Here is a 25,239-nt window from a genome sequence, read left to right on the forward strand (position 1 = left end):
CTCCTTCAGGATTTTTTACGCGCCAGCTGCTGCACCGTGGCCAGCGCCTTCTCGACGTTGGCTTCCGGCGTCAGGCCGCCCACGGCGGCGGCGATCTTGCCGTCCGGGGTGATGACGAAGGTGGTGCGCTCGGCGGCGTTGTGGTCGATCTCGACGCCGCGCGTGTCCTTCTTGCCGGCCGCGATTTCGCGGATCGCCAGGTCGTAGGATTTGGCGATGTCGCCGTTGGCATCCGCCGCGACCGGGAATTTTCCGGCGCAGTAGTTCGGATCGGCCGAGAACTCGTTCAGCCGCGCGATGCTGTCCAGCGAGACGCCGACCACGGTGGCGCCGGCGGCGCTGAATTTATCGTGATTGACGGCGAAGGTATGGGCCTGGATGTTGCAGCCGCCGGTAAAGGCGGAAGGGTAGAAGTACACCACCACCGGCCCTTTCTTCAGCGCGTCCTTGAGCGAGAAGGAAAAGGCCTTGCCGGCCTGTGAGGCTTGTACCTTGAAGGCCGGTGCGGCGTCGCCTTCCTTGAGCGCGGCGCTGGCCGGCAGCGTGAAAGCTGCCGCCAGCAGCGTTGCGATGACTATGTGTTTCATTCGATCCCCTTGTATGGTTGGTTGTCTACATCTCTGATACATGGCGCGCCAGCGCTTCGATCTCGGCGTCGGTCAGCGGCGCGGTCAGCTGGTTCATGATGCCGCCCGCGCTGTTGTTGCGGCTGCCGTTGCGCCAGTCCTGCAGTTGCTGCTCCAGGTAGCGCAGTCCCTGGCCGCCGATCACCGGTCCCACACCGGCCGCGCCCTTGCCGCCTTCGCCGTGGCAGCTGGCGCAGGCGGGCAGCTTGCGGGCCGGATCGCCATTCGCGTACAAGCGGTGGGCGGCGGTGTCCTTCGGTGCCGCGCCGGACGGCATGGCGGGTTGCGCGGCGAAGTAGGCGGCGATATCGGCCAGGTCGGCGTCGCTGATCCCGGAGGCGATCATCTTCATGAAATCGTTCTTGCGCTTGCCGCTGCGGAAGTCCTGTACCTGTTTGATGATGTAGTCCGGATGCTGGCCGCCCAGGCGGGCGAACTTGCCCTCCGTGCCGTTGCTGAAACCCTGGCCTTCGCCGGCGACGCCGTGGCACTCCAGGCATCGTTCGGCGTCGGCCTTCTCCCTGCCGGCCACCGGGTCGCCCGGTGGCGCGGCAAAGGCGGGGAGCATCAACAGCATCCAGGCAGCCGTCTGCAATGCTCTGAAAATAAGCTACTCCTTCTTGTAAAACGTGTGGCAGGTGCGGCAGGTGCGCGACAGCGTGGTGGCGGCGGTGGTGGCCGATTCAAAATTATTGACCGCCACAAAGCCGACGATATCGGTCGACAGTTCCTTGCTTTGCCTGGCCAGGTCCACCGCGTTCTTCGCATCGCCCTTGTGGTCGAAGAAGGTCTCGACGTCGGCGAACATCTGCGTCAGCTCCTTGGCGTCCGCCGTGGCGCCGGCCTTGTTGCTTAACGCGATATTCGACGACAGGCTTTTGTTGGTGTCCTCGATGTTCTGCATCAGATCTACACTGAGCTCCTCTGCCGACCGGACACCGGTCGACAGGAACATCGAGGCTGCGACGAGCAAAATAACTTTACGCATGGAGGCCTGTTCTTATGGACGCAGCTGGCCGCGGATCTCGCCCGGCTTGTGGTCGGCGCTGTGCACGTTGATGTACAGGTTGCCGGCCAGGTAGCTGGCGTACTGCTCGTCGTTCAGCGTGGCGCCGGCCGGCACCGACCAGGTGTTGTCGCCGGTCTTGGACAGCGTGATCACCGGCGGACCGCTCTTGCCCGGCGCGGCCGCATGGATGTGGGCCGCGGTGGCTTGCACCTCCCTGGTGGTGATGCTGCCGCTGACGGCGTGGCCGGCGCCTTCGGCGACGGTGATGGCGCCGCTGCCGCTGGCGTTGGTGGTGACGGCCGGGGTTTCTTCAGCGCCGCTCAGGACGACCTTGGTTTCGCCGGCCTGCGCCAGCGCGGCGCCCAGCGACAGGATCAGGGACAGTGCGATAGTATGTTTTTTCATAGTGGGATCTCGAAGTTAAACCAGCAGTTCTTTAATGACCTTGCCGTAGACGACGGTCGGACGCTCGGAACGGCCGTTGTTGAGGAAGGTGGTTTTCAAATGGTCCAGGCCCAGCAGCTGCAGCACGGTGGCGTGCAGGTCGTAGGTATCGACCGCGGTATCCTTGTCGGCCACCTGCAGGCCGATTTCGTCGGTGGCGCCGTAGGTGAAGCCGGCCTTGACGCCGCCGCCCGCCATCCATTGCGTGTAGCCCCATGGGTTGTGGTCGCGGCCATTGCCGCTCTGGCCGTAGGAAGTGCGGCCGAATTCCGACGTCCACACCACCAGCGTCGATTCCAGCAGGCCGCGCGATTCCAGGTCGGCCAGCAGGCCGGCGATCGGCTTGTCGATCATGCGGGCGTTGACCTTGTGGTTCTTTTCCAGGTCGCTGTGCGCGTCCCAGCTGGTGATCTCGGTCTGGCCGTCCGGCGCGCCGGTGACCACCTGGACGAAACGCACGCCCCGTTCCACCAGGCGGCGCGCGCGCAGCAGCGTGGTGCCGTAGCTGGAGCTGGTTTCGTCGTTGATGCCGTACAGTTCCTTGGTGGCGTCGCTTTCCTTGTTCAGGTCCACCGCTTCCGGCGCGGCGACCTGCATGCGGTCGGCCAGCTCGTAGGAGCGCACGCGGGCTTTCAGTTCGGTGTCGGCCGAGTAGCGCGCGGCGCCGTCGTTGTTGAGGCGCTTGAGCAGGTCCAGCGAGGCGCGCTGCTGTTCGGCGGTGCGCAGCTCAGGGCGCTCCAGGTACAGGATCGGCGACGGGCCGGGACGGAAGGCCGTGCCCTGGTACACCGCCGGCAGGAAGCCGGAGTTCCAGTTGACCGAACCGGCGCTAGGCTCGCTCTTGCCGTTGTAGAGCACCACATAGGGCGGCAGGTCGGGATTGGCCGAGCCGAGCGCGTAGCTGACCCAGGCGCCCAGCGACGGGCGGCCCGGACTCAGGTCGCCGGTGTTCAGCTTCAGGATCGAGATGTCGTGGGTGGCGCCCACCGTCACGCTGGACTTGATGAAGGCGATCTTGTCCGACTGGGTGGCGATGTTCGGCACCAGGTCGGAGAACCACGAACCGCTTTGGCCGGACTGCTTCCAGGTGCGCTTGGAGGCGTACAGCTTGCCGACGCCGCCCTGGGTGCTGGTCTTGATCCCTTTCAGGAACGAGGCCGGCACATCCTGGCCCGCCAGCTTGATCAGCTCCGGCTTGTAGTCGAACAGGTCCAGCGTGCTTGGGGCGCCGTTCTGATGCAGCCAGATCACCGACTTGACCTTGGCCGGGAAGTTGGGTTGCTTGGGCGCCAGCGGATCGGCCAGTTCGGCGGCGGTTGCCGCGTGCAGCAGGCCGCCGCCAGGCAGCAGGCTGGTGAGGGCGCCGGCGCTGATGCCAAGGCCGGATTTAAGCAGGAAGTCGCGACGTGAATGGATGCTCATGGTGCTGTCCTTTTATTTTCGTGTAAGAGATTTAGAAGCGGTAGGCGAAGTCGTTGGAATTGGCGACTGCGTGAACCAGGTCGACAAACGCCGCCGCCCGGACTGGATTGATTTGCTGGCCTTTGGCCCCGACCGGAACGGCGACTTCAAACTTGCCTTCGGCGTTCTTGGCCAGGATGATTTTTTCCTCCTTGTCGAGGAACTCCTTCAAGGCCACTCTTTCGGTCTTGGTCGGCACGCGCGAGAACAGGATTTCGTACAGCCGGTTCAGCTGTGCGGTTTCATCCTTGCCGGCTTCGCGCAGCACGCGGCCGGCCAGCGCCTGCGACCAGCCGAACACCACGTCGCTGTTGAACAGCGTCAGGGCCTGCAGCGGCGTGGTGGTCACGTCCCGCTTGTGGTGGGCGTGGGATGGGTCGGCCAGGTCGAAGCTCTGCATCAGCGGATACGGCACGCTGCGGCGCACGAAGACATACACGCTGCGGCGGTTCTGCTCCTTCGGATCCTTGGACGGCGTCCACAGGGCGCCGGCGTTGAAATTGCTCGGCACTTGCGGGAACACCGCGGGACCGCCGATCTTGTCTTCCAGCTGGCCCGAGGCGGCCAGCAGCGAATCGCGGATCGCTTCGGCCTCCAGGCGTTTGCGCGGATAGACCGCCAGCAGCTTGTTGTCCGGATCGGCCTTCAGCACGTCGTCGCGTTGGCCCGACGATTGGCGGTAGACGCTCGACAGCAGGATCTGGCGATGCAGCTTCTTGACGCTCCAGCCTTGCTTGACGAAGTCGGTGGCCAGGTAGTCCAGCAGTTCCGGGTGGGTCGGCTTCTGGCCGGCGCGGCCGAAGTCGGCCACCGTCGAGACGATGCCGTTGGCGAAGTACTGGCTCCATACCCGGTTGACGTAGACGCGCGCCGTCAGCGGGTTGTCCGGGCTGGCCAGCCAATTGGCCAGCGCGGTGCGGCGGCCCGACGAGTTGGCGTCCGGCTTGATCTCCAGCCTGGCGTTGGCGCCGGCCCACAAGGCCGGCAGCGCAGGCTGGACTTCGTCGGTCGGACGCTCATGCACGCCGCCGAAGCGGACGAAGGTCGGCGGCGAGTCGGCGTGACCCAGCTCGGTCGCGGTGGTCAGCGTCAGGCTGCCTTTTTCAGGGCGCAGCTTGTCGAACTTGCGGATGTCGGCGGTCAGCTTCTGGTACTGCTTCCATTTCTCGACGTTCTCCGGATTGAAGTCCGGGCTGTCCTTGTCTTCGGCGGTCAGGCGCAGGTACTGCACCACGTCCTGGTCGGTGCTGACGGTCTTCAGGCGGAAGTTGACCCAGCGGTCCATCGCGGTCCATTCCGCTTCGGGCTTGAAGATGGCCTCGCGGCTGTCGGTCAGGTAGCGCTCCTTGTGGTACTTGACGCCGACGGTGCGCACGGTGTCGAGGATTTCCTTCTGCTTGGCGCGGATATCCTTGGTCGCCTCGCGGTAGATGTTCTGCTGCTTCTCGAAGGCGAGTTCCTGTTCGCCCTTGATCGCCGGGGCTTTCTCGTCGAAGCTGGTGTTGGCGAAAAACGCCTGCAGCTGGAAGTATTCCTTCTGGCTGACGCGGTCCGCCTTGTGGTTGTGGCAGCGCGCGCAACCGATGGTCGAGGCCAGGAAGGTCTCGCCGACCAGGTCGGTCATGTCGGTGGCGATTTGGTATTTACGCTGCACCAGGTCGCGCGAGTTGGAGTTGTCCGGATAGCCGGCCAGGAAGCCGGTGGCGATCTTCGCTTCCTGGCTGTCGGGCCACAGTTCGTCGCCGGCCAGCTGCTCCTTGATGAAACGGTCGAACGGCTTGTCGGCGTTGAAGCCGTTGATGACGTAGTCGCGATAGCGGAAGTTGTTCGGGCGCGTGGTGTCGTTCTGGAAGCCGGCGCTGTCGGCGTAGCGCGCCAGGTCCAGCCAGCGGCGCGCCTGGCGTTCGCCGTAGTGCGGCGACGACAGCAGGCGGTCCGCCAGCTTCTCGTAGGCGTCCGGCGACTTGTCGTTGACGAAGGCGTGCACTTCCTCCGGCGTCGGGATCAGGCCCCAGGTGTCGAGCGTGGCGCGGCGGATGTAGGTGGCGCGGTCGGCGTCGGGCGAGGGCTTCAGGCCTTTCTCTTCCAGCTTGGCCAGGATGAAGGCGTCGACCGGGGTGCGTACCCAGGCTTTCTGCTTGACCTTCGGTACCGCCGGCTGCTGCGCGGGGGTATAGGCCCAGGCCTTGGCCGGCGCGGCGGCGGCGGGCTTGGCGTCTGCCGGCTTGTCCTCGGGGGCCGCCGACAGCGCGGCGGAAAGACTCAGCAGCACGGCGATCGATAGCGTCTTTATTGCGGGCTTGTTCACTGACTTGCTCCTTCTAATATGCGTGGACGAGATGACGGTGTTGATGCTTTAGATGGCAACTATCGTGCCAGCCCGTCTAATCTGCTCATGTACTTGATTACACTGGATATTCTTTCGGAAGGCAGGGGCGGCGCTGCTGCGCCGCAGACAGCGCCGTCGGCCTGCTGTTGAAAGCGCAGCAGGCCGGCGGCAGCGTTACAGCCTGCCGCTGAAGGTCAGGCCGAACCAGCGCGGATACGGGTTCGGCGCGTAGCTGACCCAGGCCGGTTCGTGCTTGCGGTTGTCGGTCAGGTTCTTGACGATCAGGCTGACGTCGAAACCGCTCTTGAATCCGAGGCCGATCGAGAAGTCGGTCACCGCGTTGCCCGGCACGTAGCCCCACGAGGACAGCGTGTCCGTATTGTTATAGCGGCTGGTGAAGGCGGTGTTGAAGCTGGTGTGGAACTGCTTGTCGGCCCACACCGGCACCCGGTACTCGGCGCCGATGTTGCCGGTCCACTTGGCCACGCCCGGCAGCGTCAGGCCGCTCTGGTCGATGTAGGCCGGCGCCAGGTAGGCCAGTTCGTCGGGCTTGGCCGCCTGCGGGAAGCTGATGTAGCGGGCGTCCGTGTAGGCGGCGGCAAGACGGATGCTGAGGTTCTGGATGCCGGAGTAGACCGCGTCCAGCTCCAGGCCGCGTGCGCGCACCTTGGGCACATTGCCTTGCGCCGTGACGTAGGCGGTTGGATTGGCCTGGCCGTTGGCGATATTGGTCTGGGTGGTGAAGTCGTCGACCACCCGCACTGTCGACTGGTAGTCGCGGATGTTCATCTGGTACAGGTCGGCGTTGACGACCAGCGTGTTGTTCAGCAGGGTGTTTTTCAGGCCCACCTCGAACGCATTGGTCTTCTCCGGCCGCACATTGGCGGACAAGCCGTTGACGTTGAGCGCCGAGCCGGATTTTTCGCCGTGCTGCCAGGAGACGTAGCCGGTCACGCTGTCGTTGAAGCGGTAGCTCGGGCTCAGCGTGGAGGTGATCAGGTTGTCGTCGTAGTAGCTGGTGATGCCGCCGATCAGCTGCCCGACCTGGCCGGCGCGCAGCGCCTTGGCGGTCGCCACCTGCGCTTGCTGCGCCGTCGTCAGCGCGGCGTAGGAGGCGGCGCCGAAGTAGCGGTTGGCCACCGCGTCGGCCAGTGCCAGCTGCGCGGCGGAGTTGCCGGCGGCGAGCGCGCCGGCGGCAGTGGAGTTGAAGCCGCCCAGCTGCACGCCGCGCACCGCGACCGGGTTGAGGCCCGCGCCGGCGCCGTTGGCGGTCAGGAAGCGGGTATCGGTGGTGCTGCGGTCCTCGTGGGTCAGGCGCAGGCCGCCGGTCAGGCTGAGCGCATCGGTGGCGCGCCAGGTGGCGTTGCCGTAGATGGCCGAGCTCTCGGTCTTGACCACGGTGTCGCCCTTGAGGATGGCGTCGTCCAGCGCATCCTTCAGCAGCGCCAGGCCGGCGCCGCGATTGGCGCCGGCGTTGCGGTCCAGCGTGTTGTACTGCGCGGTGGTGGCGAACCAGGCGCCGGCGTCCGAACCCCAGCCGGTCTTGGAGGCGATGTCGTCGTCGGTCTTCAGGTAGAACACGCCGGCCACGTAGTCGAAGGCGCCGCCCGGCTTGGACTTGAGCTTGAACTCCTGGCTGAACTGCTGGTAGTCGACGCCGCCGCCGCCGTTGCGGTTGATGTCGAACGGCGTGCCTTCGTCGTTGTGCGCGTCGAAGGTGTATTTGCGGGTGGCGGTGATGGAGCTCAGCGTGTGATTCAGGACGTTCCAGGTCAGGTCGACCTGGCCGCCCTTGTTGTGCACCGTCTGGCCCTGGTTCTCGTTGAAGTTGATGTTGTTGTCGCCGATGTAGTTGTTCTCGTAGGTATAGGGAGTGCCGCTGAAGTCGCGGCCGGCGAACCATGCGCGTCCGGCCGTGTAGACGCCGGCGGCGTTGGTGAAGCCGGCCAGCTTGGCGCGGGTGGTGGTGCCGCTAGGATCGGTCAGCGAGCCATCGGCGAAGCGGTCCGGCTGCGTCTTGTAGAAGGTCAGGCCGTTCTGCACCTGCGGCGCATGGGGTTCGAGGTCGAAGCTGATGCGGGCGTTGAAATCCGCGGTCGGCGTGAACAGGAACTGCGTGCGGCCGCTGACGCGGTTTTTGTTATACAGGCTGTAGTTGCTGTCGAAGTTGTTGGTGTAGTAGCCGCGGCTGCGGTCGACCACGAAGGAGCCGCGCCAGGCCAGCAGGTCGTCGATGATCGGGCCGCTGAGATTGGCCTTGGCGATCAGCGTGTCGCGCTGCCCGTAGGTGACCTGGTAGTCGGCGCTCGGGTAGAACGAAGGGCGCCTGGTATTGACGCTGACCACACCCGAGCTGGCGCCTTTGCCGCCCAGCGTGCCTTGCGGGCCGCGCGTGACGTCGACCGAGTCGACGTCGTAGAAATCGAAGTTGGCCAGCTGCGACAGGCCGTAGCTGACGCCGTCGACCACCATGCCGACGCTGGGATCCTGCGTTTCGGTGAAGGAGCGCTTGCCAAGGCCGCGTATCGACAGCGATGCGCCGCGCGTGTTGTTCTGGTTGAACTGGATACCGGCGCTGCGCTTGGTGATGGCGCTGAGGTCCTGCGCCAGCTCGCGGTCCAGCTCCGCGCCGCTGATGACGGAGACCGACAGCGGCACGTCTTTCAGCAGCTCGATTTTCTTCTTGCCGCGCACGGTGATGGCACCCAGCGCCTGCGCTTCGTCGTCCGCCGGCGCGGCGGCGACTGGCGCGGGCGCTGCTTCCGCCACGGCCGGTGCCGCGCCAGCAGCGGGAGCGCCGCCCTGCGCGGCCAGCGCCTGCTTCAGCTTTGCGTTCTCGGCCAGCACGCGGGCGATTTCGGCCTGAAGGTCCGCCACGGTCGGCGCGTCGGCCGCGTACAGCTGGCCGGAGGACAGCAGTCCCAGTGCGGCGACGACGGCGGCGGTCAGCGGCGCCGCTCGGAATTGCGGTGGTAAGACCTTATGCGATTTGCTCATTACTTTACTCTCCTGATAGTGGCGGTGGTAGTGAGCTCTAATCCGCAAGTAACGTGCCATCGCTCCGCCGCGCATGCCGGATAAGCTTATGCATCAGCATCTGCGGGCGCTTTGCGATTTTCTCAGCCGCAAGGCACCGCCATGAGGGGTGTTGAATTTTCAGCAGCCCTGTTCCGCGCGCTGGTGGCGAGGCAGCACGGAATCCGCAGGAGCCCAGCAAATACGGGCCTCCTTTCGTGGCACGATAGTTGCAGACATGGTGGATGAGGCATCCCACTCATTCACCATGAAAGCACTTACACCATGAAGAAAATCCACACCGCAGTCTTGGCCCTGTCGTTGATCGCCAGCTTCTCCGCTTTTGCGCAGGATGCGTGGAAGTACAAGACCAAACAACTGGCGCGCGCCGAAGTCGATACGCTGCTGGCCGCGCCGGAGAAACTGGTCGTGCTTGATGTGCGCCGTCCGGATGAAGTCACGACCAAGGGCAGCTTCCCGGTCTTCCTGAATATCCAGGCCAAGGACATCGAGAAGCAACTGGCCTACATTCCCAAGGACCGCGTGATCGTCACCGTATCGAACCACGCGCATCGCGCCGGCGCCGTGGGCGACCTGCTGACGGCCAAGGGTTTCAAGGTCGCCGGCGCCACCGGTTCGGAAGACTATGAAGCGCAAGGCGGCAAGATCGTCCGCATCGAAGCGCCCGCCAAGCAGGTCGCGGCCGCGCAGTAAAGGATTGCCATGAAACGCGCCGTCATTGAAGAAATCCAGCCGGCGCTTGCCGCTGTCGCGCCTAAGCGCATCTGGGTATGGGATCTGCCGACGCGGATCTTTCACTGGTCGCTGGTGGCGGCGGTCGCCGTCGCCATCGTCAGCGGCGAGATCGGCGGCGACTGGATGGAAGTCCACGGCAAGGCGGGGCTGGCGATCGTCGGGCTGGTGACGTTCCGGCTGGTGTGGGGCGTCGCCGGCTCCACGCATGCGCGCTTCCTCAATTTCGCGCCGACGCCCTCCAGGCTGCGCGCCTACCTGCGCGGCCGCTGGAAAGGGCATGGCCACAATCCGCTCGGCGCGGTGTCCGTGTTTGCGCTGCTGGCGCTGCTGGCGGCGCAACTGGGGACCGGGCTGGTCGGCACCGACGAGATTTCCTTCACCGGCCCGCTGGCCGCGCTGGTGGAGGAGGGCACGTCGCTGCGGCTGACCGGCCTGCACAAGCAACTCACATGGGTGCTGTTCGCGCTGCTGGCCGTGCACGTGCTGGCGATCCTGGTTTATCTCGCGTTCAAGAAGGACAACCTGGTCAAGCCCATGGTCACCGGCTGGAAGGAAGTGCGCTCCGGCGAATCCGCCGCCAGGGGCAGCTGGACCGCGCTGGTGCTGGCGATAGCCGCCGCCGCGACGGCGGTGTACTTCGCCAGCGGACGCGCGTGGTGACACGGCGGGTGATGCGGTACTGTTGGCGCGCTGCTGATCGCGCAGCAGTTTCCCGCATGCGCCGCAGCCGCGAATTCCGTGTTTATCAATGAAATCAGTCACTTGATGTCCGGGCACGGTTTCTGCTCAAGGACGTGCAAGGACAACAGCGAAAGGGCCTCATCATGACTGCACTGACTTTTGAGAGTATCAATTATTCACCGCGCCGCGCGGCGGTACGGCGCCAGGCGCGTCCGGCGCCGTACCTGAAGGCGGTGGAAGCGCCACTGCCGGTCAGCGTCGCGATTCCGAAGGCCGGCACCATCGCCGGACGTGGCAACAAGCGCGGCTTGGCCGCGCTGGCCGCACTGGCCGTGGTGCTGCATGCTGGCGTGGTGGTCGCCTTCCACCAGGGCGGCCAGATCGAGCCGTTGCCGCCGAAAGCGGCCGAGCCGCTGGCGATTGAATTCGCGCCGCCGCCGCCACCGCCGCCTGAGCCGCCGAAGGCGCAGCCGCAGGTCGCCAAGGCCGCTCCGGCCAGGGCGGCGCCGCAAGTGCCGGTGGTGGCGCAGGCGCCGGTCGACGACGGCGCGCCAAGCGAGAACACCGTGCAGGTGGCGACCGCCGCGCCGCCGGCGCCGGTGGCCGCCGTTCCGGCGCCGCCGCCGGCGCCGGAGCCGGTGACCGAGCCGCGCGGCTTCGCCGGCTACCGCAACAATCCAGCGCCGGACTATCCGGCGCTGGCGCAGGACCGCGGCCTGCAAGGGCAGGTGGTGCTGAAGGTGCGCGTGCTCGCTTCCGGCAAGCCGGACAGCGTGGCGGTCGACAAATCCAGCGGCCACAAGATCCTCGACGACGCCGCCATCAAGGCGGTGACGGCGTGGTCCTTCGACCCGGCCAAGCGCGGCCAGACGCCGATCGACGGCTGGGTCAAGGTTCCACTCAATTTCAAACTTTCTTAATTTTTTATACTGCGAGAGCTACCCATGTCCACCTACTACTTAGATCTTATCGTTCAAGGCTCCCTGTATGCGCTGCTGCTGTTCTCCGTCATCACCTGGGTGCTGATCATCGCCAAGGGCGTGCAGCACTACCGTCTCGGAAAACGGGATAAACAATTTACCAGGCAGTTCTGGAGCGCCAGCACGCTGGACGCCGCCAGCGCCTTGGCCAGCGACGCCAGCCCGAAATCGCGCCTGGCCAACATCGGCTTCGAAGCGCTGCATGTCAGCGAATCGGGCGACGCCAGCGCCGACCTGGAACACAGCTGGGACAGGCAGGAGCTGCTGGAGCGTCATCTGCGCCAGCAAATCCAGAAAGAATACCAGTCGCTGGAAAGCGGCCTGGCGGTACTGGCGTCGATCGGCAGCACGGCGCCGTTCGTCGGCCTGTTCGGCACCGTGTTCGGCATCATCCATGCGCTGGGGGCGATCGGCAAGAGCGGCTCGGCCAGCATCGACGTGGTGGCCGGCCCGATCGGCGAGGCGTTGATCGCCACCGGCGTCGGTATCGCGGTGGCCGTGCCCGCGGTCCTGGCGTTCAACTTCTACGTGCGCCGCCTGAAGGTGACGGCGGCCGAGCTGGATAACTACGCCACCGACTTCGTCAACCTGGCGCAGAAGAACGGCTTCCGCGTCACCCGTCCGGCATCCTCGCGCAACGGCGGCACGCCGCAGCCTGTGCGTCCGGTGACGGCGCCGCAACAGGGAGCATTTGCATAATGGCCTTCTCAACCGGTAGAGACAGCAGCGATGTCGTCAGCGAGATCAATATCACGCCTCTGGTGGACGTGATGCTGGTGCTGCTGGTGACCTTCATCCTGACCGCGCCGCTGCTGAACAACGCGGTGCGCATCAACCTGCCCAAGACCTCCACCACGACGCCGGCGAATCCGTCGAAGTCGGTCACGGTAAGCATCGACGGCAGCAACAGGATCTTCATCGACAAGCGCGAAGTGGAGGCCGCCGCGCTGGAGCCGGAGCTGAAGCAACTGGTCACCCAGGATCCCGAGCTGGCGTTGAGCCTGCAGGCGGACCAGGGCGTTCCATACCGCGCCGTGGCCAAGGTGATCGCCAATATCCAGCGCTCCGGCGTGACGAAATTGTCGGTGCTGACGGAGCCGGGCGGTTGAAAACGAAACGCACCAGTGCTGTGCTGGCGGTGCTGGCTTGCGTGGCCGGCGGCGGCTATCTGCTGCTGAACCGCCCGCAGCCGGCACAGGCGGCGGCAACGCTGGCCGCCGCGTCGTCCGCGCGCGGCGGGATTGCGTCGGTGCGCGTGGTCCCCGCGCTGCGGTGCGACGTGCCGGTCGAACTGCGCGCCAACGGTGCCGTCGTGCCGTTGAGCAGCGTGGAGATCCGCCCGCACGTCGGCCGCTTGCTGACGCGGGTGCATGTCAGGGAAGGGCAGTTCGTCGCCGCCGGCGCCTTGCTGTTCTCGCTGGACGACCGCGCCGAACGCGCCGCGCTGGATCGCGCGCAGGCGCAGCTGGCGCGCGACCAGGCCACGCTGGCCGACCTGGAACGCCAGTTCAAGCGCAGCCAGGATCTCTCGGAGCAAAAATTCATTTCCGCCAGCGCCGCCGACAGCGTGCAGTCGCAGGCCGAAAGCCAGCGCGCGCTGGTGCAGGCCGACCAGGCCGCCGTGCGCGCCGCCCAGGTGGATCTCAGCTACACCGCGATACGCGCACCGTCCGCCGGACGGGTCGGTGCGGTCAATGTCTATGCGGGCAGCCTGGTGCAGGCCAATGCGGTGCTGGCCAGCGTTACGCAAATTCATCCCATCGCCGTCAGCTTCACCGTGCCGGAAAGCGGCGTGGCGGGGTTGCTGGACGCACAGAAGGCCGGCGTGGTCGCCGTCAGCGCCACGCTGTCAGGCGCCACGCTCAAGGGCAAGCTCAGTTTCATCGACAGCAGCGTCGACGCGGTGGCCGGCACCATCCGCGTCAAGGCGCAGTTCGACAATACGAATACGCGGCTGTGGCCCGGCCAGTTCGTGCAGGCGCAGATCACGCTGTCGACGCTGCGCGACGCGGTGGTGGTGCCGCTGGCCGCCATCGTCACGCGGCCCGAGGGCGCGCTGGTGTACGCGGTCGACGCCGGGCAACTGGCGCAGCCGCGCAAGGTGCGCGTGCTGCACGCCTTCGGCAACCTGGCCGCCGTCTCCGGCCTGGAGGCGGGCGAGAAGATCGTCACCGAGGGCAAGCAGAATCTCAAGCCCGGCGCCAAGGTGCGCGCCGCCAGGGATGAACTGGTGGCCGATGCCGGCGTGGCGATTGCCGCACGAGGGAGCGGACGTTGAACATTTCCGAATTGTGCATACGCCGTCCGGCGCTGGTGTTCGTACTGTCGCTGTCGCTGATCGCTGCCGGCGTGCTGGCCTGCTTTCGGCTGCCTGTAGCGGCGCTGCCCAGCTATAACACCCCCGTCATCAACGTCAACGCCGACCTGCCGGGCGCCAGTCCCGAGACCATGGCGTCGTCGGTGGCGCTGCCGCTGGAGAAGCAGTTCTCCACCATCGGTGGACTGAATCTGATCACCTCCAGCAGTACCGCCGGCAGTACCGCGCTGACGCTGGAATTCGATCCCAGCATCGACATCAACGTCGCCGCGCTCGACGTCCAGGCCGCGCTGCTGCGCGCCCAGCGCTCGCTGCCGCCCGAGGTGACGGAGCTGCCGTCCTACCGCAAGACCAATCCGGCCGACGGCCCGACGCTGTTCATCGTGCTGAATTCGCCGTCGCTGGGCCTGGCCGAGTTGAACGACTACGCCGAGAACCTGATGGCGCCCAGCCTCGCCACGCTGGAGGGCGTGGCGCAGGTCAACGTCAACGGCCAGAAGCGCTTCGCGGTGCGCGTGCGCGCCGACCTGGAGCGGCTCCACTCGCGCAACCTGACGCTCGACGAGCTGGCCGCCGCCATCAAGGCGGCCAACTCCAACTCACCTCTGGGCATCATCGAGGGCCCGGACCAGACGCTGACCATCCAGGCCGACGCGCGCCTGATGAAGGCCGCTCAGTTCGCCGAACTGATTATCGCCAACCGCAACGGACTGCCGGTCCGGCTCAAGGAGGTGGCCACGCTGGAGGACAGCTTTCAATCCGTCCGCACCAGCGCCAGTTACAACGGCGCCAGCTCGATCACCCTGCAAGTGCAGCGCCAGCCCAACGCCAACACCGTGCAAGTCGTCGACGCCGTGCGCAAGCTGCTGCCGCAGTTGCAGGCGCAGTTGCCGGCTTCCATTGGCGTGACGCTGAGCGGCGACAGCTCGCTGTCGATCCGCGACGCCCTCCACGACGTCAACATCACGCTGGCGCTGACGGTGGTGCTGGTGGTGCTGGTGATCTTCCTGTTCCTGCGGCGCGTCGCGGCGACCTTGATCCCGGCGCTGACGCTGCCGATCTCGTTGCTGGGTGCGATGGTGCTGTTCTACTGGCTGGGCTATAGCCTGGACAACGTCTCGCTGCTCGGCATCACGCTGGCGGTGGGACTGGTGGTGGACGATGCCATCGTGGTGCTGGAAAATATCGTGCGCCACATCGAGCAGGGCGAGCCGCCGCTGAAGGCCGCGCTCAACGGCTCGAAGGAAATGGGCTTCACCATCGTCTCGATTTCGGTGTCGCTGGTGGCGGTGTTCATTCCGATCTTTTTCATGCCCGGCGTGATCGGCTTGCTGTTCCATGAATTCGCGGTGGTGGTGTCGTTGTCGGTGCTGGTGTCGGCGCTGGTGTCGCTGACGCTGGTGCCGATGCTGGCCAGCCGCTTGCTGACGCATGACGATGCCGCACATGGCGGCGTTGGCAATAAAGGCATAGGCCGCGTCTTCGAAGCGGGCTTCCGGCGCCTCAGCGGCGCCTACGAGCGCACGCTGGACTGGGGACTCGCGCACCGCAACGTGGTGCTGCTCACCGCCGTCGGCAGCTTCGTGCTGACCGGGGTGCTGTACCAGACCATCCCCAAGGGCTTCTTCCCGGAAGAGGACCTGGGCCGGCTGCGCGTCATCACCGAGGCCTCGGAGGATGTCTCCATGCCGGCGCTGATGGTATTGCAGGCCCGCGTCGCCAAGGCGATCCAGGAGGATCCGAATGTGCTGGGCGTGCTGTCGTTCACCGGCGCCGGCGGCCCGGGCGGCGGCACCAGTTCCTCCAGCGCGCGCATGGTGGTCACGCTCAAGCCCAAGGGCGAGCGCGCCGACCTGCGGGGCACGCTGGATTCGCTGCGCAAGGCGGTGCGCGCGGTGCCTGGCATCACGGTGTATTTCAGTCCTCAGCAGAACCTGCAACTGGGCGGCCGCTCCAGCAAGAGCCGCTACCAGTACACGCTGCAAAGCGTGACGCCGGACGCGCTGGAAGGCTGGGCCGACAAGATCATGCAGGGCATGCGCGCCGACCCGATGTTCCGCGACGTCACCAGCGACAGCCAGACCAAGGGCCTGCAGGCCACGCTCGACATCGACCGCGACAAGGCCAACGGCTTGGGCGTGCGGATGGCCGACGTGCGCAGCGCCTTGTACCTGGCCTTCGGCGACCGCCAGATCTCCACCATCTACGCGCCCAGCGCCAGCTACCAGGTCATCATGGAGGCGGCCGACCGCCAGTTCGACGAGGCGCTGGGCAAGGTCGGCGTGCGCAGCGACAGCGGCGCGCTGGTGCAGCTGTCCAGCATCGCCACGGTGGTGCGCACGGTGGGGCCGACGGCGGTCAACCACCAGGGCCAGCTGCAGGCGATCACGCTGTCGTTCAACACGGCGCCGGACGTGGCGCTGGGCGACGCCACCGACCGTATCGCCGCCATCGGCAGGGAAGTGCAGCTGCCGGCCACCATCATCACCAAGTACGGCGGCGAGGCGGCGGTGTTCCAGGACACGCAATCGAGCCAGCTGGTGCTGATCGCGATCGCGCTGCTGGTGATCTACGTGCTGCTGGTGGTGCTGTACGAAAGCTATATCCATCCGCTGACCATCCTGGCCGGCCTGCCGTCGGCGGCGGTGGGGGCGCTGATCACGCTGCGGCTGTTCGGCATGGACCTGACGCTGATCGCCACCATCGGCATCCTGATGCTGATCGGGATCGTCAAGAAGAACGCCATCATGATGATCGACTTCGCGCTCGACGCCCAGCGCACGCTGGGCTTGCCGGCGGCGGAGGCGATACGCGCGGCCTGCGTCCAGCGCTTCCGGCCGATCATGATGACGACGCTGGCGGCGCTGATGGGCGCCTTGCCGCTGGCGCTGGGCTGGGGCGCGGGGGCCGAGCTGCGCCAGCCGCTCGGGCTGGCCGTGGTGGGCGGCTTGATTTTCTCGCAGGTGATCACGCTCTACATCACGCCGGTGATCTACCTGCTGCTGGACCGCTACAGCGGCACCGGTCCGATGACCGACCAGCAGATGGCGGCGCGCATCGCCAGCGTGACGCTGGTGCCGCCGCCGAGGGAAAGGGAGAAGGAGAGCGTCAGCTCTTGACCTTGTCCTTGTCCTTGCCTTTGGTTTTGTCCTTGGTCTTGTCCTCCGGCGGAGGCGGCACGCGGGTGACGATCACTTCGCCGTCGACGATGCTGCAGTCGATGATGTGGCTGCGCGATACCGCCGCGTGCTTGGAGAACAGGTCGTCGTACTTGCCGGCGTCTTCCAGGCGCAGGTCGATGCGGAAGCTGTCCAGGTGGTTGGCGGCCTGCACCTCGCGCAGGCGCTGCTTGCGGACCTCGGCTTCCTTGTCGCTGCGGCCGTGCATCTCCGGGCCTTCGAAGTAGCGTATCAGCGCGCATTCGATGACGTCGATGCGGTCCTTGAGCAGGATGTCGGTGGCCACCGCGTTCTGGTTGGCCTCCAGCTCGGCCGGATCGCCTTCGTCGGACATCACTTCCACGCTCATGCGCTGGATCAGCAGCAGCATGTCGCTGTCTTCATTGTTCTTCTGGTGGATCTTCTGCACCGGCGCCAGGCGCGCGCGGGCCAGGCGGCCGACCGGGTCCTTGGTCTGGCCGACGTACTGCACCTTGCTCTGGTAATTCAGGTCGTTCTCGTATTGCTGCAGGATGTCGTGGATCGACAGCGCCTCGATCAGGCCGCCCCAGTTGAGCGTGATGAAGCGGTCGGTCAGCAGCACCGACGGCTTCTTCAGCGTGGCGGCGAACGGCACTTCCAGGTCGACGGTCAGGGTGTCGCGCTTTTCCTCGGCGCCGACCAGGATGGGAATGGTCAGCTTCAGCGAGAAGAAGCCCCAGCTGGTGCTGCGGGAGGCGTCGAAGCGCACGCGCGGGCGGTTGACGACGAAATAGATCAGGCGCTTTTCGCTGGTCGCCTCCAGGTCGAACTGCATGCGGCGCAGATGGCGGCCGACCGGGTCGCGGATGTCGGGGATCTCGGGGAAGCCGCACACCAGGTCGTACCAGTGGTACTTGGCGTCGGCCACGGTGACCACCCAGGTCTGCGGCGCGTTGGTGCGCTGCGGCAGCAGCGGCAGCAGGTCGTCCAGCGCGTCGTGCGGCGGTGCCAGCAGGTCGTGGAAAGGTTCCGGCGCTTCGGCGAACAAGGCGCCGACGCCCAGCTCATCGGGCGACGGGTCCGGGTAGTCGTCGTCGGCGATCAGGTCGGGTTGATCGCTGGTCATGTTGCGCGCTCCAAGTGTCTCATATTGCGGTGATCTGGTTATATTCCCCCAGTATAGTCCTTCCCGCGTGACATTTCCACGCGGCAACCCAAGGGAATGTTATTTAATCACACAATGTAACACTAGTTAGCTTTTCGCACCCTTGAGCGGCACCGGAATCGGCATCGGCGCGACAGTCGCCTGGCCGTCGGCGATGAAGCAGCTCAGCAGGTGGCGCCGGGCCGAGGTCACGAACTCGGAGCTCAGGTAGCTGTAGTTGCGGGCTTCCGCCAGTTCGAAGTCGATGGTGAACTGGGACAGGTGATTGCTTTCCTGCACTTCGGTCAGGCGCGCGCTGCGGGCCTCGCGCTCTTCCGCGTTGCGCAGGCGCGGGTTGTTGCCGCCTTCGAAGTAGCGGATCATCGCGGCCTCGATCACATCCATGCGTTCGGCCAGCAGCGCGTCGGCCGCCATCGGATGCTCGTTGTGCGGCAGGTCGGCCGGGTCGCCGTCGGCGCAGCTGACGTCGAACTCCATGCGCTGCACCAGCAGCAGCGTGTCGTAGTCCAGGCTGAACTGGGCGCGCAGCTTTTGCAGCGCCGGCAGCCTGCCCTTGGACAGGCGCGCGTCCTCGTCGCGGGTCTGGCCGACATACACCACCTTGCTCGGAATGCGCAGGTGGTGGGCGTAGGTCTGCAGCACGTCATGGATCGACAGCGCTTCGATGCAGCCGCCCCAGTTGAGGGTGATGAAGTTTTCGGTCAGCGTGACGGTCGGCTTTTTCAGCGTGGCCGAGAACGGCACCGTCAGCTCGATGGTGAGGTTTTCCTTGGTCCGCTCGGCGCCCATCAGCAGCGGCAGCGTCAGCTTGAGCGAGAAGAAGCCCCATTGCACCACTCCCGTGACGTCGAAGCGCACGCGCGGACGGGTGACGGCGAAGAACAGGTGGCGCTTTTCGGCCACCGCTTCCAGCTCGAACTGGGTGCGGCGCAGGTAGCGGCCGATCGGATCGCGGATGTCGGCCTTTTCGGTGAAGCCGGCGACCAGGTCGTACCACTGGTACTTGGCGTCGGCCACGCGCACCATCCAGGATTGCGGCGCGGCGGTGTGCTGCGCCTGGCCATCGGCCAACAGCGCGAGCGGATCGGAGTACAGCTGCGGGGTTTGGGCAGCCTGCTCAGGAAAATTCATGATGCTCCTGATGGAAAGTTGAGATTGTCGGTGACTGCTACTCTCGTTTCCATCAGCGGGTTTGTGGCTTTTAGGAAATAAGTAATTCTACGCAGTCAAGCGCAGACTATACCTACTTTGTCCACACGGCAATAGAATAAACTGCCTAATTTATGAGCAGCCTCAATAGTGAGTCGCCTATACAACGGTTAGCGGTACCATCAGGCCGCCAGGGCGCTGCCCGACAAGGAACTGTGCATCAACGCCAATATTTCCGTCGGCTGGACGAACAGGTAATCGGCCTGCCAGCCTTGCGGCTCGACCGGGCCGCAGTAGCCCCAGCCGGCGGCGATGGTCGGCATGGCCGCGGCCTTGCCGGCCTGGATGTCGCGCAGGTCGTCGCCGACGTACCAGCATTGTTCCGGCGCCAGGCCCAGCCGCGCGGCCGCTTCCAGCAGCGGCGCCGGGTGGGGCTTGGCGTGGGCGGTGGTGTCGCCAGACACCACGCAGGCCGCGTGGCCGAGGCCGATCTGCGGCAACAGCGGATCGGTGAAGCGGGCCGGCTTGTTGGTGACCACGCCCCATTGCAGCCCGGCCGCCTCGATGCCGGCCAGCAGTTCGACGACGCCGGGGAACAGGCTGCTGTGCACGGCCATGGCGGCCGCGTAGTTGTCGAGGAAGCCGTCGCGCAATTCCGGGTAGCCCTCGTCGTCGGGCTTGATGCCGAAGGACGCGCCTATCATGCCGCGCGCGCCGGCCGAGGCGGTCGGGCGCAGGATGTCGTAGGCGGTCGGTTCCAGGCCGCGCGCGGTGCGCAGCAGGTTGACGGCGGCGGCCAGGTCGGGCGCGGTATCGGCCAGTGTCCCGTCGAGGTCGAACAGGATGGCGCGCGGTGCGGTAGGCAGGGTCATGGATGTCGGCAGTTAAAGCGGGCGGCTGGTGGCCACCAGGTAGTTGACGCTGGTGTCGTCGTTCAGCGAATAGATCTTGGTCAGCGGATCGTAGCCCATGCCCTTGAAGCCCTTGACGTCGAGGCCGGCGGTGCGGATGTATTGCGACAGCTCGGACGGCGTGATGAACTTGTCGTAGTCGTGGGTGCCCTTGGGCAGCATGCGCAGCAGGTATTCGGCGCCGATCACGGCGAACAGGTAGGCCTTGGGATTGCGGTTCAGCGTCGAGAAGAACACCTGGCCGCCCGGCTTGACCAGGGTGGCCGCGGCGCGCACGATGGCGCCCGGATCGGGCACGTGCTCCAGCATTTCCATGCAGGTGACGACGTCGAACTGGCCGGCTTCCTGGGCCGCCATGTCCTCGGCGGCGATCAGCTTGTAGCGCACCTGCACGCCGGATTCCAGCGAGTGCAGGTCGGCCACTTTCAGGGCTTTCTCGGACAGGTCGATGCCGGTCACCTTGGCGCCCTTGCGCGCCATCGATTCGGACAGGATGCCGCCGCCGCAGCCGATGTCGATCACGTTCTTGCCGGCCAGCGGCGCGCGCGCGTTGATCCATTCCAGCCGCAGCGGGTTGATTTCATGCAGCGGGCGGAACTCGGACGTCGGATCCCACCAGCGGTGGGCCAGGTCGGAGAATTTCTGTAGTTCTAAAGGATCGGCGTTCATGGGCAGCAATGATAGAGGCTAATCCCGCTATTCTAAAGCAGCGGGCATAAAAAAACCCCGCCGGAGCGGGGTTTCTGTCTTACGCGACAAGCAATTACTTGCTGGTGCCGACGACTTCGATTTCTACGCGGCGGTTTTTAGCGCGGCCTTCTGCAGTTTTGTTGTCTGCAACTGGCTGTTTCTCGCCTTTGCCTTCGGTGTACACGCGGTTGGCTTCAACACCTTTGGAGATGATGTAGGCCTTGACGGCTTCAGCGCGGCGTACCGACAGCTTCTGGTTGTACTCGTCCGAACCGACCGAGTCGGTGTGACCGACGGCGATGATGACTTCCAGGTTGATCGAACCCAGTTTCGATGCGACGTCGTCCAGCTTGGCTTTGCCTTCTGGCTTCAGCACGGCTTTGTCGAAGTCGAAGAAGGCATCAGCGGCGAAGCTGACCTTCTGGGCGGTCGGTACTGGAACCGGGGCCGGTGCTGGAGCCGGTGCCGGAGCAGGGGCTGGTGCAACGACCGGCGGTGGCGGCGGTGCTACGCATTTGCCGTTTTCCAGCTTCTCTGGCTCGACGCAGATCGGCAGATCGCAACCTGGCACGGCATCGGCCGGGGTCCAGTAGCCGGTGCGCCAGCACAGGCCGAATGGATCACGGGCGATCACGCCGCGCGCATCCTGAACATAGGCGCTCTTAGGCGTAGCGGCCTTGATGTCCTGGGTGACCGGAGCATATGGCGGCGCGGTAGGGGTGGTTTGTGCGATTGCCGAGGCGGCGAATGCAGCCGACATGGCCAACATCGAAATAAGTTTTTTCATATTTTTCTTCCTTTCGGGGGTGATATCCGCAGGGAAACTGCGAGACGCGTGATACGTGGTGCGAATTCTACCACGCAGGGGCGTCGCGCTCGGTTCCCGCTTGCGAAACAAGCAATTGACTTCTCGTCCATTTTGCCACAAGCGGCCGAGACCGATAAAAAGCGGCCAACACGGCGCCTTTTCGATTTCGACCAAAATGTTGTTTTGTTGCAACGTGATTGTCGATAATAATTGAGTAATGTGTCCAGAATATTACAAGGTGTTACAAGCTGTTGTATCGTGCCGCCCCCCTGCGGCGAGCGGGCTGCAGCCGGATTTGCGCTAGTTGCCGTGCGCCCATGCTAAAATCGCTAGCTTGCCTGTCCCTTGGGAGGGGCGGCGCAGGAATGCAGTACGTGCGGCATACATTGCTTAATAAACCACAGTCAAAGATCAGTCGACCCGCCAATGGATCAATTCGCAAAAGAAACAATCCCTATTTCCCTCGAAGAAGAGATGCGCAAGAGCTACCTCGATTACGCCATGAGCGTGATCGTGGGCCGCGCCTTGCCGGACGTGCGCGACGGCCTCAAGCCGGTGCACCGCCGGGTCCTGTTCGCGATGCACGAGATGAACAACGTGTGGAACCGCCCTTACGTCAAATGCGCCCGTGTGGTGGGCGAGACGATGGGTAAGTACCACCCGCACGGCGACGCGTCGATCTACGACACGCTGGTGCGCATGGCGCAGGACTTCTCGCTGCGCTACATGCTGGTCGACGGCCAGGGCAACTTCGGCTCGGTCGACGGCGACGGCGCCGCGGCGATGCGTTACACCGAGTGCCGCCTCGACAAGATCTCCGCCGAGCTGCTGGCCGATATCGACAAGGAAACCGTCGACTTCCAGCCCAACTACGACGGCAAGGAAAAAGAACCGACGGTCCTGCCGACCCGCATCCCCAACCTGCTGATCAACGGCTCGTCCGGTATCGCGGTCGGCATGGCGACCAACATCCCGCCGCACAACCTGCACGAAGTGATCGCCGGCGCGCTGCACGTGCTGCGCAATCCGCAGTGCTCGATCGACGAGCTGATCGAACTGATCCCGGCGCCGGACTTCCCGACCGGCGGCACGATCTACGGCGTCTCGGGCGTGCGCGACGGCTACCGCACCGGCCGCGGCCGCGTGGTGATGCGCGCCAAGACCCACTACGAAGAGTACGGCAAGGACGGCGGCCGCACGGCCATCATCGTTGACGAGCTGCCGTACCAGGTCAACAAGAAATCGCTGCTGGAGCGCATCGCCGAAAACGTGCGCGACAAGAAACTCGAAGGCATTTCCGACATCCGCGACGAGTCCGACAAGTCGGGCATGCGCGTGGTCATCGAGCTGAAGCGCGGCGAAGTGCCGGAAGTGGTGCTGAACAACCTGTACAAACAGACGCAACTGCAAGACACCTTCGGCATGAACATGGTGGCGCTGGTCGACGGCCAGCCGCGCCTGCTGAACCTGAAGGAAATGCTGCAGTGCTTCCTGTCGCACCGCCGCGAAGTGGTCACGCGCCGCACCGTGTTCGAACTGCGCAAGGCGCGCGAACGCGGCCACGTGCTGGAAGGCCTGGCCGTGGCGCTGGCCAACATCGACGACTTCATCGCCATCATCAAGGCGGCGCCGACGCCGCCGGTGGCCAAGACCTCGCTGATGGAACGTTCGTGGGATTCGTCGCTGGTGCGCGAGATGCTGGCCCGTACCGGCGAAGGCGATACCGTGGGCGGCATCGACGCCTTCCGTCCCGAGCACCTGCCTAAGCACTACGGCATGCAGTCCGACGGCATGTACAAGCTGTCCGACGACCAGGCGCAAGAGATCCTGCAGATGCGCCTGCAACGCCTGACCGGCCTGGAACAGGACAAGATCGTCAACGAGTACAAAGACGTGATGGCCGAAATCGCCGACCTGCTGGACATCCTGGCCAAGCCGGAGCGCGTGACCACCATCATCACCGACGAGATGACCCACGTGGTCAACGAATTCGGCGACCCGCAGAAGGACCCGCGCCGCTCGAACATCGAGCACAACGCGACCGACCTCGGCACCGAAGACCTGATCACGCCGCAGGACATGGTGGTGACCCTGTCGCACACCGGCTACATGAAGGCGCAGCCGATCTCCGAATACCGCGCGCAGAAGCGCGGCGGCCGCGGCAAGCAGGCCATGGCGACCAAAGAGGAAGACTGGATCGACCAGCTGTTCATCGCCAACACGCACGATTACATCCTGTGCTTCTCCAACCGCGGCCGCATGTACTGGCTGAAGGTGTGGGAAGTGCCGCAAGGCTCGCGCAACTCGCGCGGCAAGCCTATCGTCAACATGTTCCCGTTGGCGGACAACGAGAAGATCACGGTCATCCTGCCGCTGTCGGGCGACAACCGCACCTTCCCGGAAGACCACTACGTGTTCATGTCGACCAGCCTGGGCACCGTGAAGAAGACGCCGCTGAAGGACTTCAGCAATCCGCGCAAGGCCGGCATCATCGCGGTCGACCTGGACGAGGGCGACTTCCTGATCGGCGCCGCGCTGACCGATGGCGAGCACGACGTGATGCTGTTCTCCGACGCCGGCAAGGCGGTGCGCTTCGACGAGAACGACGTGCGTCCGATGGGCCGCAACGCCCGCGGCGTGCGCGGCATGAACCTGGACGAAGGCCAGCGCGTGATCGCGCTGCTGGTGGCGGAAAACGAGCAGCAGTCGGTGCTGACGGCGACCGAGAACGGCTTCGGCAAGCGTACTCCGATCATCGAGTACACCCGCCACGGCCGCGGCACCAAGGGCATGATCGCGATCCAGACCTCCGAGCGTAACGGCAAGGTGGTGGCGGCGACGCTGGTCACCCCGACCGACGAGATCATGCTGATCACCACCGGCGGCGTCCTGATTCGCACCCGCGTTTCCGAGATCCGCGAGATGGGCCGCGCCACGCAAGGCGTGACCCTGATCGCGGTCGAAGACGGCACCAAGCTGTCCGGCCTGCAGCGCGTGGTCGAAACCGACATCGACGAAGTCGAGCTGGAACCGGGCCCGGACGCCAAGCCTGACGAGGCCGCGCCTGAATAAGGCGCGGTAAAAGGAAGTTCCGCGCTGTTCCTGGCGGGACCGGCGGGGCCAGGGCTTATAGCGCGGATTGATGCGACAATAAGACTGGCCCCTTATTCATTTTGAAAGCAGCTATGAAAAAAATCGTTGCAAGCATCTTCACCTCGCTGGCCCTGACGCTGGCCTGCGCTCCGGTCTTCGCCCAGAACGCGCCGGACGCCGATCCGGCCGCGCTGGCCGCCGCGCGCGAGATGTTCGACGCCATGAACTACCGCACGCTGATGGGCGGCATGATGCGCCAGATGGGGCAGGGCATAGGCGCCTCGATGCGCGCCGGCGCCGAGGCCGCGATCAAGGGCAATACCAAGACCAGCGACGAGCAGAAAAAGCAGGCGCTGGCGAAAATGGAAAAAGAACTGCCGGCCGCGATCGCCGCGCTGCAGGAGCTGATGAACGACCCGACCGTGGTCGACGACATCATGAGCGAGACCGTGCCGCTGTACGCGCGCACCTATACCGCCGATGAGCTCAAGCAGATCAGCGCGTTCTACCGCACCCCGGTCGGCGCCAAGATGCTGGCGACCACGCCGAAGCTGATGGGCGAGGGCATGCAGATCGGCCAGCAGGTATTCGTGCGCCGCGTCGGCCCGCTGATGCAAAAGCTGGAACAGTCGCAGCAAGCGCAGAAACCGTAACAACTTACAAGG

At 65.2% G+C, this 25,239-nt stretch carries 21 protein-coding genes; 9 read left to right on the top strand and 12 right to left on the bottom strand.

The window, feature by feature from the left end:
- Positions 1-5: 5 nt before the first annotated feature.
- The 7 genes from ACEN9F_RS26725 to ACEN9F_RS26755 all read right to left on the bottom strand — a co-directional run bounded on the left by ACEN9F_RS26725 (position 6) and on the right by ACEN9F_RS26755 (position 8,866).
- Entirely contained in the window at positions 6-587 is a 582-nt protein-coding gene (locus ACEN9F_RS26725) for a peroxiredoxin (protein WP_413425021.1), read from the bottom strand.
- A gap of 25 nt (positions 588-612) precedes the next feature.
- Positions 613-1,203, bottom strand: a complete 591-nt coding sequence (locus ACEN9F_RS26730; RefSeq protein WP_413425023.1) for a c-type cytochrome — start codon at positions 1,201-1,203, stop codon at positions 613-615.
- A gap of 33 nt (positions 1,204-1,236) precedes the next feature.
- Positions 1,237-1,530 carry a hypothetical protein gene (locus ACEN9F_RS26735; protein ID WP_413425025.1) on the bottom strand — a complete coding sequence of 98 codons (294 nt, stop codon included), beginning with the start codon at positions 1,528-1,530 and terminating at the stop codon, positions 1,237-1,239.
- A gap of 96 nt (positions 1,531-1,626) precedes the next feature.
- Positions 1,627-2,040, bottom strand: coding sequence for a CHRD domain-containing protein (locus ACEN9F_RS26740; RefSeq protein WP_413425027.1), 414 nt, complete (start codon positions 2,038-2,040; stop codon positions 1,627-1,629).
- A 15-nt stretch (positions 2,041-2,055) separates the two neighbouring features.
- A complete protein-coding gene (locus tag ACEN9F_RS26745) occupies positions 2,056-3,501 on the bottom strand; it encodes a DUF1501 domain-containing protein (protein ID WP_413425029.1) in 1,446 nt (481 codons plus the stop codon).
- Between the two features lie 31 nt (positions 3,502-3,532).
- A complete protein-coding gene (locus ACEN9F_RS26750) occupies positions 3,533-5,848 on the bottom strand; it encodes a DUF1549 and DUF1553 domain-containing protein (RefSeq protein ID WP_413425031.1) in 2,316 nt (771 codons plus the stop codon).
- Between the two features lie 195 nt (positions 5,849-6,043).
- Positions 6,044-8,866, bottom strand: coding sequence for a TonB-dependent receptor (locus tag ACEN9F_RS26755; RefSeq protein WP_413425033.1), 2,823 nt, complete (start codon positions 8,864-8,866; stop codon positions 6,044-6,046).
- 303 nt (positions 8,867-9,169) lie between these two features.
- Here ACEN9F_RS26755 and ACEN9F_RS26760 point away from each other — a divergent pair, with 303 nt between their 5' ends.
- The 7 genes from ACEN9F_RS26760 to ACEN9F_RS26790 all read left to right on the top strand — a co-directional run bounded on the left by ACEN9F_RS26760 (position 9,170) and on the right by ACEN9F_RS26790 (position 16,737).
- On the top strand, positions 9,170-9,598 hold the full coding sequence (locus ACEN9F_RS26760; protein WP_413425035.1) for a rhodanese-like domain-containing protein: 429 nt from the start codon (positions 9,170-9,172) through the stop codon (positions 9,596-9,598).
- Between the two features lie 9 nt (positions 9,599-9,607).
- The gene (locus tag ACEN9F_RS26765) at positions 9,608-10,300 is read left to right on the top strand and encodes a cytochrome b/b6 domain-containing protein (RefSeq protein ID WP_413425036.1); all 693 of its coding nucleotides are present in this window, start codon (positions 9,608-9,610) and stop codon (positions 10,298-10,300) included.
- 164 nt (positions 10,301-10,464) lie between these two features.
- The gene (locus ACEN9F_RS26770) at positions 10,465-11,241 is read left to right on the top strand and encodes an energy transducer TonB (RefSeq protein ID WP_413425037.1); all 777 of its coding nucleotides are present in this window, start codon (positions 10,465-10,467) and stop codon (positions 11,239-11,241) included.
- Between the two features lie 24 nt (positions 11,242-11,265).
- Positions 11,266-12,000, top strand: coding sequence for a MotA/TolQ/ExbB proton channel family protein (locus ACEN9F_RS26775; RefSeq protein WP_413425039.1), 735 nt, complete (start codon positions 11,266-11,268; stop codon positions 11,998-12,000).
- On the top strand, positions 12,000-12,410 hold the full coding sequence (locus ACEN9F_RS26780; RefSeq protein ID WP_413425041.1) for an ExbD/TolR family protein: 411 nt from the start codon (positions 12,000-12,002) through the stop codon (positions 12,408-12,410). The genes ACEN9F_RS26775 and ACEN9F_RS26780 overlap by 1 nt, the downstream gene beginning before the upstream one ends.
- Entirely contained in the window at positions 12,407-13,579 is a 1,173-nt protein-coding gene (locus tag ACEN9F_RS26785; protein WP_413425043.1) for an efflux RND transporter periplasmic adaptor subunit, read from the top strand. The genes ACEN9F_RS26780 and ACEN9F_RS26785 overlap by 4 nt, the downstream gene beginning before the upstream one ends.
- Positions 13,576-16,737 (top strand): efflux RND transporter permease subunit, encoded by a 3,162-nt coding sequence (locus ACEN9F_RS26790; RefSeq protein ID WP_413425045.1) that lies wholly within the window; start codon positions 13,576-13,578, stop codon positions 16,735-16,737. The genes ACEN9F_RS26785 and ACEN9F_RS26790 overlap by 4 nt, the downstream gene beginning before the upstream one ends.
- Here the strand turns inward: ACEN9F_RS26790 and ACEN9F_RS26795 are convergent.
- The 5 genes from ACEN9F_RS26795 to ompA form a co-directional block, all read right to left on the bottom strand.
- On the bottom strand, positions 16,727-17,884 hold the full coding sequence (locus tag ACEN9F_RS26795; protein WP_413425047.1) for a hypothetical protein: 1,158 nt from the start codon (positions 17,882-17,884) through the stop codon (positions 16,727-16,729). The two genes, ACEN9F_RS26790 and ACEN9F_RS26795, sit on opposite strands and share 11 nt — an antisense overlap.
- Before the next feature lie 126 nt (positions 17,885-18,010).
- Complete coding sequence (locus tag ACEN9F_RS26800; RefSeq protein ID WP_413425049.1) at positions 18,011-19,054, bottom strand: hypothetical protein; 1,044 nt, start codon at positions 19,052-19,054, stop codon at positions 18,011-18,013.
- A gap of 200 nt (positions 19,055-19,254) precedes the next feature.
- Positions 19,255-19,944: an HAD family hydrolase gene (locus tag ACEN9F_RS26805; protein WP_413425050.1), complete on the bottom strand. Its 690-nt coding sequence runs from the start codon at positions 19,942-19,944 to the stop codon at positions 19,255-19,257.
- A gap of 12 nt (positions 19,945-19,956) precedes the next feature.
- On the bottom strand, positions 19,957-20,652 hold the full coding sequence (gene ubiG, locus ACEN9F_RS26810) for a bifunctional 2-polyprenyl-6-hydroxyphenol methylase/3-demethylubiquinol 3-O-methyltransferase UbiG (RefSeq protein ID WP_413425052.1): 696 nt from the start codon (positions 20,650-20,652) through the stop codon (positions 19,957-19,959).
- Between the two features lie 94 nt (positions 20,653-20,746).
- Positions 20,747-21,460, bottom strand: coding sequence for an outer membrane protein OmpA (gene ompA, locus ACEN9F_RS26815; protein WP_413425054.1), 714 nt, complete (start codon positions 21,458-21,460; stop codon positions 20,747-20,749).
- Between the two features lie 447 nt (positions 21,461-21,907).
- On the opposite strand from ompA, the gene gyrA reads away from it, so the two are divergent.
- Entirely contained in the window at positions 21,908-24,553 is a 2,646-nt protein-coding gene (gyrA, locus tag ACEN9F_RS26820) for a DNA gyrase subunit A (RefSeq protein WP_413425056.1), read from the top strand.
- A 113-nt stretch (positions 24,554-24,666) separates the two neighbouring features.
- Entirely contained in the window at positions 24,667-25,227 is a 561-nt protein-coding gene (locus tag ACEN9F_RS26825) for a DUF2059 domain-containing protein (RefSeq protein WP_413425058.1), read from the top strand.
- The last annotated feature ends 12 nt before the right edge of the window (positions 25,228-25,239 follow it).

This window comes from Duganella sp. CT11-25 (genome assembly GCF_047302815.1).
Taxonomy (GTDB): Bacteria; Pseudomonadota; Gammaproteobacteria; order Burkholderiales; family Burkholderiaceae_D; genus Rugamonas.